This window comes from Streptosporangium sp. NPDC050855 (assembly GCF_044456585.1).
In the GTDB taxonomy this organism is placed as follows: domain Bacteria; phylum Actinomycetota; class Actinomycetes; order Streptosporangiales; family Streptosporangiaceae; genus Streptosporangium; species Streptosporangium longisporum.
This window is the reverse complement of the sequence record NZ_JBITFY010000001.1, coordinates 43,284-57,272: the sequence shown is the minus strand read 5'-3', so window position 1 is coordinate 57,272 and position 13,989 is coordinate 43,284. Positions and strand designations below refer to the sequence as shown.

The 13,989-nt window shown below is 73.3% G+C and carries 11 protein-coding genes and 1 pseudogene; 5 read left to right on the top strand and 7 right to left on the bottom strand.

Features of this window, described 5'->3' with window-relative positions; translation table 11 throughout:
* Positions 1-356: 356 nt before the first annotated feature.
* Positions 357-1,760, top strand: a pseudogene (locus ACIBCT_RS00230) (GH1 family beta-glucosidase); the annotation flags it as partial.
* Entirely contained in the window at positions 1,740-2,768 is a 1,029-nt protein-coding gene (locus ACIBCT_RS00225) for a LacI family DNA-binding transcriptional regulator (RefSeq protein ID WP_399186074.1), read from the top strand. The pseudogene ACIBCT_RS00230 and the gene ACIBCT_RS00225, both read left to right, overlap by 21 nt.
* 196 nt (positions 2,769-2,964) lie before the next feature.
* Here ACIBCT_RS00225 and ACIBCT_RS00220 read toward each other — a convergent pair whose 3' ends face one another.
* Together ACIBCT_RS00220 and ACIBCT_RS00215 are read right to left on the bottom strand one after the other, a co-directional pair.
* Positions 2,965-3,474: a hypothetical protein gene (locus tag ACIBCT_RS00220; RefSeq protein ID WP_399185190.1), complete on the bottom strand. Its 510-nt coding sequence runs from the start codon at positions 3,472-3,474 to the stop codon at positions 2,965-2,967.
* Between the two features lie 197 nt (positions 3,475-3,671).
* Positions 3,672-4,487 (bottom strand): winged helix-turn-helix transcriptional regulator, encoded by an 816-nt coding sequence (locus ACIBCT_RS00215; protein WP_399185189.1) that lies wholly within the window; start codon positions 4,485-4,487, stop codon positions 3,672-3,674.
* Between the two features lie 106 nt (positions 4,488-4,593).
* Here ACIBCT_RS00215 and ACIBCT_RS00210 point away from each other — a divergent pair, with 106 nt between their 5' ends.
* The gene (locus ACIBCT_RS00210; protein ID WP_399185188.1) at positions 4,594-6,078 is read left to right on the top strand and encodes an MFS transporter; all 1,485 of its coding nucleotides are present in this window, start codon (positions 4,594-4,596) and stop codon (positions 6,076-6,078) included.
* A gap of 135 nt (positions 6,079-6,213) precedes the next feature.
* Here ACIBCT_RS00210 and ACIBCT_RS00205 read toward each other — a convergent pair whose 3' ends face one another.
* Together ACIBCT_RS00205 and ACIBCT_RS00200 are read right to left on the bottom strand one after the other, a co-directional pair.
* Complete coding sequence (locus tag ACIBCT_RS00205; protein ID WP_399185187.1) at positions 6,214-6,789, bottom strand: dihydrofolate reductase family protein; 576 nt, start codon at positions 6,787-6,789, stop codon at positions 6,214-6,216.
* A 152-nt stretch (positions 6,790-6,941) separates the two neighbouring features.
* Positions 6,942-7,538 carry an NADPH-dependent FMN reductase gene (locus tag ACIBCT_RS00200; protein ID WP_399185186.1) on the bottom strand — a complete coding sequence of 199 codons (597 nt, stop codon included), beginning with the start codon at positions 7,536-7,538 and terminating at the stop codon, positions 6,942-6,944.
* 140 nt (positions 7,539-7,678) lie between these two features.
* On the opposite strand from ACIBCT_RS00200, the gene ACIBCT_RS00195 reads away from it, so the two are divergent.
* Positions 7,679-11,014 (top strand): BTAD domain-containing putative transcriptional regulator, encoded by a 3,336-nt coding sequence (locus ACIBCT_RS00195; protein ID WP_399185185.1) that lies wholly within the window; start codon positions 7,679-7,681, stop codon positions 11,012-11,014.
* Positions 11,015-11,024: 10 nt separating this feature from the next.
* On the opposite strand, the gene ACIBCT_RS00190 is transcribed toward ACIBCT_RS00195, so the two are convergent.
* Positions 11,025-11,378 (bottom strand): winged helix-turn-helix transcriptional regulator, encoded by a 354-nt coding sequence (locus ACIBCT_RS00190; protein WP_399185184.1) that lies wholly within the window; start codon positions 11,376-11,378, stop codon positions 11,025-11,027.
* A 190-nt stretch (positions 11,379-11,568) separates the two neighbouring features.
* On the opposite strand from ACIBCT_RS00190, the gene ACIBCT_RS00185 reads away from it, so the two are divergent.
* The gene (locus tag ACIBCT_RS00185; protein WP_399185183.1) at positions 11,569-12,492 is read left to right on the top strand and encodes an NAD(P)-dependent oxidoreductase; all 924 of its coding nucleotides are present in this window, start codon (positions 11,569-11,571) and stop codon (positions 12,490-12,492) included.
* A gap of 174 nt (positions 12,493-12,666) precedes the next feature.
* Here ACIBCT_RS00185 and ACIBCT_RS00180 read toward each other — a convergent pair whose 3' ends face one another.
* On the bottom strand, positions 12,667-13,140 hold the full coding sequence (locus ACIBCT_RS00180) for a hypothetical protein (protein WP_399185182.1): 474 nt from the start codon (positions 13,138-13,140) through the stop codon (positions 12,667-12,669).
* A gap of 158 nt (positions 13,141-13,298) precedes the next feature.
* A complete protein-coding gene (locus tag ACIBCT_RS00175) occupies positions 13,299-13,826 on the bottom strand; it encodes a GNAT family N-acetyltransferase (protein WP_399185181.1) in 528 nt (175 codons plus the stop codon).
* Between the last annotated feature and the right edge of the window lie 163 nt (positions 13,827-13,989).

Sequence of the window (13,989 nt, the reverse complement as noted above, 5' to 3'; positions counted from 1 at the left end):
GTCCTCCGTGCCCGGGAGGCCCCCGTGCGAGAGGGGGTCTCCCTGAGGGAGGAGGTCTCCCTGAGGGAGGGGTCCCCGGCCGGACACGTCCTCGCGTCCGGTGAAGGCCCGCCGGACCGCCTCGGCGTTCCCGGTGCCCCTCTCATCCGTTTTGTCGGTGTAATCGGTTACTGTGTCGCCGATCATGGGCGCGATGAGCGGGAAGCGCACCCACGCGGGGCCCGGCGGTCCTCTCGACATTCCGGGCACACCGCCCCCATGATGCCGGTGAGGTGCTTCCACCGGCCGGGACGGTGGCGACCCGCCACCGCCCGTGCATCTCGGCAGTCGCGAGAACCAACGGGGGTTTTCGGAGCATGACCGCAACGACCGTCTCGTCCCGGGGCGAGACCCTGGCCTTTCCCCCCGGCTTCGTCTGGGGGGCGGCCACCGCCGCGTACCAGATCGAGGGCGGGGTGCGGGAGGGCGGGCGAGGCCCGTCCGTCTGGGACACCTTCTCCCACACGCCGGGCAGGACCGCCGACGGCCACACCGGGGACGTGGCGTGCGACCACTACCACCGTCACGCCGACGACGTCCGGCTGATGGCGGAGCTGGGCCTGAGGGCCTACCGGTTCTCGGTCGCCTGGCCGCGGATCCAGCCGGACGGGTCCGGCCCGGCCAACACCGCGGGGCTGGACTTCTACGAACGGCTGGTGGACGAGCTGCTGGCGGCCGACATCACGCCGTACGCGACGCTGTACCACTGGGACCTCCCGCAGGCGCTGGAGGATCGCGGCGGGTGGACCGACCGCGACACGGCCTACCGTTTCGCCGACTACACGCGGGCCGTGCACGACCGGCTCGGCGACCGGGTCGGGACGTGGATGACGGTCAACGAACCCTGGGTGGCCGCCGTGCTGGGGTACGGCATCGGCGTGCACGCGCCGGGCCGCGCGTCGGCCGCCGAGGCGTTCCGCGCCTCCCACCACCTCCTGCTCGCCCACGGGCTGGGCGCCCGGGTGCTGCGCGAGGGAGGCGCCCGCGAGATCGCCCTCACCCTGAACCTGGCCCCCGTCCTGACGCCCGGCCGGCTCAACGACCCGGAGCTCACGCTGTCCGAACAGGACGCCGAGGCGGTGGACCGGGTCGACTGCCTCATCAACCGCCAGTTCCTCGACCCCACCCTGCGCGGGGAGTACCCCGCACCGGTGCTCGCGATCATGGACAGGCACGGCGGCCTGGGCCACATCCGCGACGGCGACCTGAAGACCATCAACCAGCCCGTCGACCTGCTGGGGATCAACTACTACACCCCCTGCGTCGTACGGTCCGAGCCGGGCGAACCGGCCAACGCCGCCTATCCCGGCACCGAGGACATCCTCTTCAGCGGGGCCCACGCCCCGACGACCGCGATGGGCTGGGCGATCGTGCCCACCGGCCTGACCCAGGTGCTCACCCGGCTCTCGCGCGACTACCCCGAGGTCGGCCTGCTGGTCACCGAGAACGGCGCCGCGTTCGACGACGTGGTGACCGGTGACCGCGTGCACGACACCGACAGGACGGCCTTCTTCGAGGGGCACCTGCGGGCCGCGCACGCCGCGATCGAGGCCGGGGCGGACCTGCGCGGCTTCCTGGTCTGGTCGCTGCTGGACAACTTCGAGTGGGCCGAGGGTTACCACAAGCGCTTCGGGATCGTGCACGTCGACTTCGAGACCCAGCGGCGGCTGCCCAAGGACAGCGCGCTGTGGTACCGCGAGGTGATCCGGCACAACGGGCTGCACCGCGAGCGCGCCAGGCGGCCCACCCTGGAGGCGGTCGCCGCCCGCGCCGGGGTGTCCAGGTCCACCGTCTCCAGGGTGATCAACGGCGAGGGCACGGTCAGCGACGAGTTCCGCGCGATCGTCATGAACGCCGTCAACGAACTGGGGTACGTCCCCAACTCGGCGGCCCGCAGCCTGGTGACGCGGCGCACCGACTCGATCGCGCTGGTCGTGTCCGACCCGTCCGCGGTCGCGGGTGCCGACGACCCGGCCTTCTCGGCCGTCCTCCGCTCGGTCACCCGGGAGCTGGAGGAGGCGGGCAAGCGGGTCACCCTGATGCTCGCCGACTCGGCGGACGGCCGCCTGCGGGTGGAGCGCTACGCCGCCTCCGGGTACGTGGACGGGGTCGTGCTCGTGTCCTCCCACGGCGCCGACCCGCTTCCCGCGGCGCTGGCCCGCACGGGCGTCCCGGTCGTCCTGCTGGGCAGGCCCGGGGTGGCGGCGCACATGCCGTACGCCGCCGTCGACGACGCGGGCGGGGCCGCGGCCGCGGTGGCGCACCTGCTGGCCCGGGGACGACGGCGGATCGCCGCCGTCTCCGGCCCCCCGGACTCGACGGCCTCGCAGGCCAGGCTGGGAGGGTATCGCGAGGGTCTGCGCGACACCGGGCACCGGTCGATCATCGCCATCGGCGACCTCACCCTCGCCTCGGGCGCGGACGCGATGCGCCAGCTCCTGCGGGACGACCCCGCGCTCGACGCGGTGTTCGTGGCCGGTGACCCGATGGCGATCGGGGCCCTGGGGGTGCTGATCCGGTCCGGGCGGCGGGTGCCGGAGGACGTCGCGATCGTGGGTTTCGGCGACGTCCCGGCCGCCTCCCACACCGTGCCCGCGCTCACCACCGTGTGCACCCCGGAAGCGGAGCAGGCCCGCACCGCGGCCCGCCTGCTCCTCCGCCACCTCGACGGCGGCCCGGCCTCGTCGGTGATCCTGCCCACGGAGCTGGTGATCCGCGAGTCCGCCTGATCCCGCCGATCCCGGGTGGTCGACGGCTTTGCCGGGTGAAAACGGTGGAAGGGTCCGCCGCGGTGACGACGGACCCTTCACGTTCCGCGCTCCGGGTGGAGGGGCCCCACCGGACGGGATCACTCCTGTCCATGCCCGGTGGATCCGGTCGCAATCCCCCCTCGGACGAGATCGGCCGGCGACGACGGCCCGGGGCTCAGTCGCGGGCCTGCTTGCCGTCGGCGTTCAACGCGTACCAGTCGGCGCCGAAGCCGTCGGCGTCGTGTCCCTTGATCTCCCCGGCCGCGGTGTCCTTGGCGAAGTAGTAGAGCGGGTGGCGGTCGTAGGTCACCTGCGTCGTGCCGTCGTCCCGCTCGGTGGTGCCCAGCAGGTCCGCCTTGACGCCCTTGCCGGCCTCCGGCTCGCCGTCCGTGACGTACGGCGGCCAGGCTCGCGCGCAGGCGTCCGAACACGACGACTTCCCGTTCCTGTCCTTCTCGAAGAGGTAGAGCGTGCGGCCCCCCTCCCCGACCAGGACCCTGCCGATCCTCGTCTCGCCCAGCTCGACCCTGGCCCGGGTCGTCGCCGAGGGGTCCGCGGGCGAGGTGGGTGACGCCTTGACCTGGTCCGCGACCATCGGTTCGGTCGTGCTCCCGTCGTCGGCGCCGCCGCATCCGGCCGTGAACACGCCGAGCGCGAGCACGCCGGCACGAAGCAACTTCCTCATCTCCGACCCTCCAGTGAGCGGTGCCATTACCGCTGCTCAGCAGACACGCTGCGGAGCCGGTGCGGGGCCACGACACGGAGCCTTTGGACAGGCCTTTGCCCTCCTTTGCAGCACCGCCCCCGCGCCGGTCCTCGGGCCGTGACCCGGCCGGCGCGGGAGCGGTTCGGCCGGACGAGCAAGAGTGGCGCGGGAGCGGTTCAGCCGGAGGGGCGGGAGGTGGCGCGGGAGCGGTGGCGGTGCGCCCTCTGACGGCATGCCGTACCGCAGAACCGGGCGGGACGTCCCGTGCGCGCCCCGTGGATCGGGGCACCGCACATCTCGCACCGCGAGGTACCGGCACCGCCCGTCCCCTCGTCCCGGAGCAGGGAGGCGGCCCGGGGTTCGTCGCGGGAGGACGACATGGCCCGGGTTTCGTTACGAGGGGAGGAAGGGATCAGGGTTTCGTTACGGGGCGGTGGCGTGACCCTCGTTTCGTTACGGGGTGGGGACGGGGCCCGGGTGACCGGCGCGGCCGGCGTGACCGGCCGGGTGGGCACTGCGGACGCTGCGGACGCCGTGGGCATGGCGGTCACCGCGGGCGTGACGGGTGCGGTCTCCGCGCGGGTGTCGTAGTCCGCACGGGCCGCGGCGATCTCGTTCTGGTGCCGCTCGGTCCAGGTGACGAGCGACTGGATGGTGTCGTGCAGGGTCACGCCGAGGGGGGTGAGCTCGTAGTCGACCCTCGGCGGCACGACGGGGTGCACGGTACGGCGCACCAGGCCGTCCCGCTCCAGGTGGCGCAGGGTGACGGTGAGCATGCGCTGGCTGACCCCGTCGATCTCGCGGCTCAGCTCGGTGAACCGCAGGGAGCGCCGGTCCAGGAGCGCGATGACGAGCAGCGACCACTTGTCCGCGACGCGGTCCAGGATCTGGCGGACCTCGCAGTCCTCCCGGGTGTCCCACTGCCTGGCGTCGACGTAGGCGTCGCCGGTATCCGCGCAGCGACTCGGTGACTTCGAAGTGCCTTCTTCCATGCCCACCGATGCTGCCTCAGGATGCGATTACTTACAAGAGGGAACCGTCGATCGCGGCAGAGTGGCCGCGGTCCCGGCGGTCTCCCCGTGCCCAAGGAGTCGTCCCGTGTCCACACCGTCGTCCCCGTCGATCTCTCCGGCGCCCCCAGACCGCCCCGGCCGCCCGGACCGCATGAACGGCCGGGCCTGGGGGGTGCTGTTCGTGCTGTGCGGCGCGATCTTCCTGGAGGGCATCGACGTGGCGATGCTGAACGTCGCCCTGCCCTCGATCCGTACCGACCTGGGGCTGAGCACCGGTTCGCTGAGCTGGGTGATGAGCTCCTACGTGCTCGGTTACGGCGGTTTCATGCTGCTGGGCGGCCGGGCCGCCGACCTGCTCGGCCGGCGGCGGATGTTCCTGCTCTGGCTCGGCGTGTTCGTCGTCTTCTCCGGGCTGGGCGGGTTCGCGACCGAGGAGTGGGTCCTCATCCTCGCGCGTTTCGTGACGGGGGTGGCCTCCGCGTTCATGGCGCCCGCCGGCCTCTCCATCATCACCACCGGCTTCGCCGAGGGTCCCCAGCGCAACCGCGCCCTGCTGGTCTACGCGGGGACGGCGTCGGCCGGTTTCTCCCTCGGCCTGGTCGTCGGCGGCCTGCTTTCCGCGATCAGCTGGCGCTGGGTGTTCTTCGCGCCGGTGATCCTGGCCTCCGTGATCCTCGTCGCCGCCCTGGTCCTGATCCCGGACGACGGCCGCCCGCGCGGGTCCGTCCGGGGCTTCGACCTGGCCGGTACGGTCACCGTGACCTGCGCGATGCTCGCGCTCGTGTTCGGGGTCGTCCGGCTGGAGGCCCCGTCCGTCGGATGGGGCTGGACGGCCGGCGCGTTCGTCGCCGGGTTCGCGCTGCTCGCCGCCTTCCCGATGATCGAGCGGCGCTCGGCGGCGCCCCTGGTGCGCCTGGGGATCCTGCGCTCGGGCCCGCTGGTGCGGGCCAACCTCGGCTTCCTGCTGTTCTCCGGGTCGTTCTTCGGATTCCAGTTCCTCGTGGTCCTCTACCTGCAGGAGCTGCGCGGATGGTCGTCGCTGCAGGCGGCCCTGGCCCTGCTGGTCATCAGCATCGACGCCGTGCTCGCGCCGACCCTCACCCCCCGGCTGGTGAACCGCTTCGGCAACGTCCGGGTGATCCTGGGCGGGCTCTGCCTGGCCGCCGTGGCCTACCTGCTGTTCCTGCCGGTCGGCCTGGACTGGACCTACGCGGCGATGTTCCCCACCATGATCATTCTCGGTCTCGCCTTCTCGCTGGCGTACGGGCCGTTCACCATCGCCGGGACCGACGGGGTGTCCGAGGACGAGCAGGGGCTCGCGGGCGGGCTGCTCTACACCTCGTTCCAGTTCGGCGCGGCACTCGGCCTGTCGGCGGCGACCGCCGTGTACGTCGCCGCCACCGGGGCCGGTGGATCACCGGAGGCCGCGCTCGGCGGCTTCCGCACGGCCCTGTTCGTCCCGGTCGTGATGGCCGTCACCGGGGCGGTCGTCATGGCCTCGGGCCTGCGCGGACGCGGCGGCACGGCCGTCGGGGCCCGTCCCGGGAGTCCCGCCGCCGAGACCCGGTAGCCGGGCCGCGGGGCGGGCTCGTCACCGGGCGATCACCGGCCGGCGCCCGGTGCTCGGTGCTCGGTCACCGGGTGCCGGGCCATCGGGTGACGAGCGCCCGGTGCCCGTCATCCGGTGCTCGTCACCCCGCGTCCGTCACCCGGCGTCCGTCTCCGCCGTCCGGGCCGCTGCCCGGTAGGAGAGGACGACCACGCCGCTGCCGAACGTGGTCGTCCCGGCGAGCTCGAAGGGGAACCTGCCGGTCTTCTTGAACAGCAGGTCCCCGGGGTCGCCGTCGCCCACGATGATCGGGTGCACCCAGAGGCGGAGCTCGTCGAGGAGGCCGTGCTCCAGCAGGGTGAGCGCGACCGGCCCGTAGCCGTACATCAGGATGTCCTGGCCGGGCTGCCCCTTGAGGGCGGTGATCTCCTCGACGAGGTCGCCCCCGATGACGGTCGAGTTGTTCCACTCGGCCTTCTCCAGGGTGCGGGAGGCGACGTACTTGGACATGGAGTTCATCCGGTCGGCGAAACCGTCCTCGTCGGTCATGGCGGGCCAGGCCTCGGCGAAGCCCTCGTAGGTGAGGCGGCCCATCAGCAGGGCGTCGCAGGCGAAGAGCTGCTCGCGGGCGAACCGGCCCGCGTCCTCGTCGAAGTAGGGCATGGCCCAGGTGCCGGGGTCGCCGATGTAGCCGTCGAGGGACACGTAGGTCGAGGAAATGATCTTACGCATGGGGATCTCCGTTGGTTCGCGTGTTCGATGGGGAGGTTCGTGATGTCGTGGCCCGGCACGGGGTTCGTTGCCGGTCCGGGGGTCTTCATGCTTTCCCGTGGTGGTTCGTCAGCCCCGTGTCGGCTCGTACCGCGGGAAGGGCTTCCGCGTGGTCAGCAGGGGTAGGGGTGCCCGGCTCTGGCGTCGCGCAGCGCGCGGGCCCACCAGGTCAGCTGGTCCAGCGTGGTCGTCGCCGCGGTGTCGTACTCGGTGCCGGCCCGGGGCCAGCCGCCGTCGGCGGCGAACTGCTCCCAGTACCGGGGCAGCGTCACCCCCGCGTGGACGGCCACCGCGTGCACCTCGGTGAAGACCTGCCGTAGCTGCGCGGCGGCGAACAGGCCGCCGGAGTCGTTGCCGTAGGAGACGAACGCCACCGGCTTGGCCTGCCACTCCCGGTAGAACCAGTCCACCGCGCTCTTCAGCGGGGCCGGGAAGCTCCGGTTGTACTCGGGGGTCACCACCACGAACGCGTCGGCCCCGGCCAGGCGCGGTGCCAGTGCCGCCACCGGGGCGGGAGGCGGCTCGTCGGTGTCCGTGAGCGTCTGCGGAAGCGCGGCCTCGGCCAGGTCGATCAGGTCGATCTCCAGCTCGGCCCGCCTGCGCGCCCGCGCCACGAACCAGTTCGCCACCGTGGGGCCGAACCGGCCGGCTCGGGTGCTGCCGACGATCACCGCCACCCGCAGCCGCTCCCCGCTCTGTTTTTCGGACATCTGCCACCTCCCTCGTTCTCGTGCCCGGCTGATGTGTTCCACCATGCCGGAGGGTGTTTACGACATGTTTACGGTCGGCCGCCGGTGGGCTTACGGCGCTCTCCTGTGTCTCGTACCGGTCGGTCCCGTATGGTGCGTTCATGCGTTTCGGGGTGCTGGGTCCGCTGGCGGTGTGGACGGCGGACGGCACGCCCGTGACCGTCCCCGGGGTGAAGGTCCGCGCCCTCCTGGCCGTCCTGCTCCTGCACGAGGGACGCCCGGTCCCGGCCGACCGGCTGATCGACGACCTGTGGGGCGACGCCCCGCCCGGCAACCCGGCCGGGGCGCTGTCGGCCAAGGTCTCGCAGTTGCGCCGGGTCCTGGAGGACGCCGAGCCGGGCGCCCGGGAGACGGTGGTGTCACCCCCGCCCGGGTACGTGCTGCGCACCGGCGCCGACGCCGTGGACGCCCACCGCTTCCGGTCCCTGGCCGACGAGGCCGCCCGGGCCGGTGACCCGCGATCGCGCGCGGCGCTGCTCACCGACGCGCTCGCCCTGTGGCGCGGCCCCGCGCTGGCCGACTTCGCCGACGAGCCGTTCGCCCGGTCCGTGGTCACCCAGCTGCACGAGCGGTGGCTCACCGCCCAGGAGGATCTCGCCGAGGCCCGCCTGGCCCTCGGCGAGCACCACGGCATCGTCGCCGGGCTGGGCGAGCTGGTCGGCCGGTACCCGCTGCGGGAGAGGCTGCGGGCCGCGTACATGACCGCCCTGTACCGGTCCGGACGGCAGAGCGAGGCGCTCGACGGCTACGAGGAACTGCGCGTCCACCTGGCCGACGAGCTCGGCCTGGACCCGGGCGCCGATCTGGTGGCCCTGCACCGGGCGATCCTCGTCCGGGACCCCGCGCTCGACCCGCCCGCCGTACCGCCCCCTGCGGACGGGCCCGCCACGAACCTGCCCGCGCCGCTCGGCCCGCTGATCGGCAGGGACGAGGCCACGGCCGAGATCGGCGACCTGCTGCGCACCGGACGTCTGGTCACCCTCACCGGTCCGGGCGGGGTGGGCAAGACCCGCCTCGCCGTCGAGGCCGCGCGGCTGCGGGCCGGTGACCTCCCCGACGGGGTGTGGCTGGTCGAGCTGGCCGCGCTCGGCCGTCCGGGCGCGGGGGACACCGCGGACTCGGCGGCCGACGAGATCATGCGGGTGCTGGGCGTGCACGACACCGTCGCCGCGGGAACGCCCCGGGACCGCCTGGCCGGCACGCTGCGTCCCCGGCGGCTGCTGCTGGTGCTGGACAACTGCGAGCACCTCGTCGAGCCCGTCGCGGAACTGGTGGAGCTCCTGCTGCGCGCCGCCCCGGACCTGCGCGTCCTGGCGACCAGCCAGGAGCCCCTCGCGGTGACCGGCGAGACGGTCTGGAACGTCCCGCCGCTGGAGACGCCCGGTGCCGGTGCCGCCGGTGACCCGGCCTCGCTGGAGCGGCTCGGTTCGGTACGGCTCTTCGTCGCCCGTGCCCGCGCGGCGGACCGCGGGTTCGTCCTCGACGCCGCGACCGCCCCTGCGGTCGCCACGCTCTGCCGCCGCCTCGACGGCATCCCGCTGGCCCTGGAGCTGGCCGCGACCCGGGTCCGCTCGCTGGGCGTCGCCGGTCTGGCCGAACGCCTGGACGACCGCTTCCGGCTGCTGGCCACCGGGCACCGGGGCGCCCCGCCCCGCCAGCGGACCCTCCAGGCGATGATCGACTGGAGCTGGGACCTGCTGGGCGACCCCGAGCGGCTGGTCCTGCGCCGGCTGGCCGTACACGCCGACGGGTGCTCCCTGGACGGCGCCGAGGCCGTCTGCGGCGGGGACGACCTTCCCGCCGCGGACGTGGTCGACCTGCTGGCGCGCCTGGTGGACCGCTCGCTCGTCACGGTCGTGCACGGCGCCGACGGCCCCCGCTACCGCCTGCTGGAGTCGGTGGCCGCCTACTGCCAGCTGCGCCTGCACGAGGCGGGCGAGACCGCGCGGTCGCGCGAGCGCCACCGGCGCCACTACACCGCCCTCGCCGAGCGGGCCGCGCCCCTGCTGTACGGGCACGACCAGCAGCGGTGGCTGCGCCGCCTGGACGCGGAGAGCGCCAACCTGCGGGCGGCACTCGACGGCGCGGTCGCCGCCGGGGACGCCGAGCAGGGCCTGCGGCTGGTGAACGCGCTGGCCTGGTACTGGTTCCTGCGCGGCCGGACGGCCGAGGCGGGACGCTCCCTGTCCGCGGCGCTGACCGTCCCCGCCGGGACGCCCGCGGTTCCCGTTCCCGCCGAGACTCCCGCGGCTCCCACCGGGACGCCCGCCGTCGCCGGTGACACGCCCGTGCCTCCCGGCGACACGCCCACGGGCCGGGTCGCCGCGCTCCGTCCCCGCGTCCTGGCCTGGCGGGCGGGAATCGCCCTGCTGCGCGGCGAGACCGCCGACCGGGCCGCCGCCCTGCGGCTGTACGAGGACGTCGCCGACCCGGCCGAGCGTGCCCGCGCCCTGTGGTTCCTGGCCTTCTGCGGGATGGGAGCCGGTGAGGTCGCGCTCTGCGAGGAACTCCTCGACCGGGCCCTGACGGCCTTCGACGCCCTCGGCGACCGGTGGGGGACGGCCGCGGCCCTGGTCACCCGGGCCCAGTACGCGCACCTGCGGGGTGACCTGGCCGCGCTCGAACGCGACAGCGAGCGGGGCGCGGAGCTCTTCGACGAGCTGGGCGACCGCTGGGGCCGGTTGCAGGCGACCGAGTGGCTCGGCGGGCTGGCGGAGATGACCGGTGACCACGAACGGGCCGACCGGCTGCACCGCGAGGGGCTGCGCATGGCCGAGGAGCTGGAGCTCTGGCCCGAGGTGGCCGGCCGGCTGGGCTGGCTCGGCTGGATCGCCCTGCAGCGCGGCGACCACGCCCGTGCCCGCGCCTACGGCGAGCGGGCGGCGCGGCTGGCCGCCGAGCAGTGCCACCGGAGCATGCAGATCTTCGCCGGGATGGTGCTCGGGTACACCGCCCGCAGGGAGGGCAGGTTCGACGCCGCGACGACGCATCTGCGCGCCGTGCTGGCGTGGACCCCGCGGCAGAACGGCGGGACGGACCGCGCCGTGTACGAGCCGATGGTCCTGACCGAGCTGGGGTTCGCGGCCGAACTGCTCGGCGACGCCGAGGCCGCGCGCGCCCTGCACCTGGAGGGCCTCGTCGTGGCGCGCGAGCTCGACGCCTCCCGGGACGTGACGCGGGCCCTGGAGGGCCTGGCCGGCGCGCTCTCCCTGGCCGGGTGTCACGACCGGGCCGCCATGCTGCTCGGGGCGGCCGCCACGGCCCGCCGGTCCACGGGCATGCCACCGGCACCCGCCGAGCAGGACGACGTGGACCGGATCACCGGGCGGGTGCGTGACGCGCTGGGCGAGGACGGTCTGGCGGCCGGACTCGAACACGGTGGCGGCCTCACCCCCGGCGAGGCCGAGTCCCTCGCCGGCCTGCCGGTCGTCGCCTGACCCCGCCCGGTCAGACCTTGGCGGGGTTCTCGGCGCGGGGAAGGGCCTCGATGGTCTCCATGTGCCGCTCGCCCCAGTCGCCGAGCGGGATCAGGGCCTCGTTGAGCGAGCGGCCGAACCCGGTCAGCGAGTACTCCACCTTCGGCGGGACCTGGTGGTACACCTCGCGGTGCACCAGGCCGTAGGCCTCCATCTCGCGCAGCTGCTGGATCAGCATCTTCTCGCTGATGCCCGAGACCGACCGCCTGAGCTCCCCGAACCGCATGGGCCCGTGGTGGAGCGCCCACAGCACCAGCGCCTTCCACTTGCCGCCGACCACGTCGACCGCGGCGTCGAGCCCGCACGAGTACGTCCGCTTCTTCATCCCGCCCGCCTTCCCCACATACCAAAAGGTAAGTACCCAACAAAATAGTAGGTACTTGAGGAAATTCAAGCATGGCACCAGCATCGTGAACACACCGGCCGGGCCATGAGAGACGGGCCCGGGTCCGGGTGCTCACCTGCCGACATCGAACGAACCGGGGATCACATTGACCACCGACAACCGTCCGCCCGTGACGGTCATCGGCCTGGGCGCCATGGGAAGGGCGCTGGCCGAGGCCTTTCTGGACAACGGTCACCCCACGACCGTGTGGAACCGCACGGCCGCCAGGAGCGAGGAGCTCGCCGCGCGGGGCGCGACCGCCGCCGCCACCGTCGCCGAGGCGATCGCCGCGAGCCCGCTCGTGGTGATCTGCGTACTCGACCACGCCTCCGTACGGAACGTCCTGGACGCCGCCCTCGGCGGCACGGACGTCCTCGACACCCCGGGCGCCTCCGGTTCCGGGACCGGCGTCCTGGCCGGCCGGACGCTGGTCAACCTCACCAACGGCACGCCCGCCCAGGCGCGCGAGACGGCCCGGTGGGTGGCCGGGCACGGTGCCGAGTACCTGGACGGCGGCATCATGGCGGTGCCTCCGATGATCGGCACCTCCGGGTCGCTCGTCCTCTACAGCGGGTCGCAGGAGTCCTTCCGCGCCCACGAGCGCACCTTCGAGGTGCTGGGCGGCGCGATGTACCTGGGCGTCGAGCCCGGCCGTGCCGCGCTGTACGACATCGCGTTGCTGAGCGCGATGTACGGGATGTTCGGCGGGTTCTTCCACGCCGTCGCCCTGGCCGGCTCGGAGGGGGTCCCGGCGACGGAGTTCACCCCGCTGGTGGTCTCGTGGCTCAACGCCATGGCGACCGCCTTTCCCGGGATGGCGGAGGCGATCGACTCCGGCGACCACCCCTCCACCGGCTCGAACCTGCGGATGCAGGCGGTCAGCTTCGTCAACCTGCTGGACACCAGCAGGGACCAGGGGGTCGACACCGGGCTGCTGGAGCCCATGGGGGCGCTCCTCGACCGGGGGGTCGCGGCCGGCCTGGGCGCCGGTGACGTCTCCGCCGTGGTCGACCTGCTGCGGGCCGCTCCCGCCGGGGACGCGCGGACCCGATGACCGCCTGCCGGCACGCCCCTGCCGGTGGCCGCCTCGCGGGTCGCCGCCCCTGACCCAACGGCACGAGGCCGGCTCCCTCGGGGGAGAGCCGGCCTCGTGGACCGCGGCGGAGCCGGTGGGCGCCGATCGGTGACGGTCGTCGGCGGTCACCTTCTCAGAAGGCGTCGTCCCGGCTCAGAAGGCGTCGCCCCAGCGGCCGCAGTCGTCGAACTTGTCGTCGCCCTCGCAGACCCGGATCTTGAAGTCGTCGAAGCCGTTGCTCTTCTTGAAGCCGCCGAACCTGTGGAAGTGCGAGCGGCCGGAGGTCTTGAAGACCTTGGTGTGCGAGCCGAAGCGGTCGTGCCACTTGAACCACACGTAGCTGCGGTCGCGGTCGCGGTCACGGTCGAACAGGTCGCCGTAGAACCAGTAGCGGCCGCTGTCCTTGGTCCAGTAGCCCTTGAAGTAGGAGCGCTTGCCGAAGCTCTCGCCCCGGCCGAAGCCGGAGTGGTAGGGGCCGAAGAAGTGCTTGCCCGACGCCTGCTGCGTGCTGGCGGCGGTGGCCGCCGTACCGGCGGTCGAGGCGGTCGCCGCGGGGGCGGCGGCCACACCGGCGACCAGCGAACCGGCGAGGGCGGCTCCGGCGAGAAGGGTGCGCATCGTGCTCATCGTCTTGCTCCTGTGCGGTGTTCGGGGGTCTTGCCGTTCGGACACCTCGAACACTAGGAAGATCCGAAGAACCCTTCTGCGCAGGAATGCACACATCTGCCCGAGCGTGCCCTATTACCCATTCCGGGGCCCCGGCAGCGGAGCGCCGGGACGGCGCCTCAGACCACTCCGGTGAGGTCCAGACGCCAGTCGTTGCAGCGCATGACGGTTCCCGGCGGATACTCGAAGTCGCACTCCGCCACGAGGACGAACCCGGCCTTGCGGCAGACCGCGTTCGAGGCGGGATGGTCGACGGAGGGGAACGCGTGGAGGTGGCGGTGCCTGCGCTCCGCGGCGGCCTCCACGGCGACGGCCCGGGCCGCTGCGGCCGCGACGCCCCGGCCCTGGAACTCCGGCAGGACGCCCCAGCCGGTCTCGTACACGACCTCCTCGCCCCAGACGCGTTCCCAGTAGCCGATGCTGCCGGCCTTCCGCAGCTCCGGGAGCAGGACGACGGCGAACATCCGGCCGGCCCCCTTCCCGGTGATCTCGACGTACCGCCGGTGCCGCGCCAGGAGCTTCTCCTCGGTCTCCGGGCCGCCCAGGTGTTCGGTCATCTCCGGCGCGTTGATCCGGCGCAACAGGTCGAGGTCGTCCTCCGACCACGGGTCGAGCCGCACCCCCGGGGTGTTCGTCCGCTCCGGCATGTCTTCCCCTCACCGTGGACCGTTCGCCTGCGCGAGTGCGCCGAGTCTGCCAGGGGCCACCGACAGTCGGACGGACGAAATACCTATAAATGGTCCGTCGATGGGCAAATGCTGTGGCGGCGCCTCCGTCCCCGGCGGTCCGGTCGTTGACAACCCGCCCGGC

Coding starts and splice junctions, on each gene's coding strand:
- ACIBCT_RS00220 (WP_399185190.1), bottom strand. CDS start 3,474: ATGAGGAAGTTGCTTCGTGCCGGCGTGCTCGCGCTCGGCGTGTTCACG.
- ACIBCT_RS00215 (WP_399185189.1), bottom strand. CDS start 4,487: ATGGAAGAAGGCACTTCGAAGTCACCGAGTCGCTGCGCGGATACCGGC.
- ACIBCT_RS00205 (WP_399185187.1), bottom strand. CDS start 6,789: ATGCGTAAGATCATTTCCTCGACCTACGTGTCCCTCGACGGCTACATC.
- ACIBCT_RS00200 (WP_399185186.1), bottom strand. CDS start 7,538: ATGTCCGAAAAACAGAGCGGGGAGCGGCTGCGGGTGGCGGTGATCGTC.
- ACIBCT_RS00195 (WP_399185185.1), top strand. CDS start 7,679: ATGCGTTTCGGGGTGCTGGGTCCGCTGGCGGTGTGGACGGCGGACGGC.
- ACIBCT_RS00190 (WP_399185184.1), bottom strand. CDS start 11,378: ATGAAGAAGCGGACGTACTCGTGCGGGCTCGACGCCGCGGTCGACGTG.
- ACIBCT_RS00180 (WP_399185182.1), bottom strand. CDS start 13,140: ATGAGCACGATGCGCACCCTTCTCGCCGGAGCCGCCCTCGCCGGTTCG.
- ACIBCT_RS00175 (WP_399185181.1), bottom strand. CDS start 13,826: ATGCCGGAGCGGACGAACACCCCGGGGGTGCGGCTCGACCCGTGGTCG.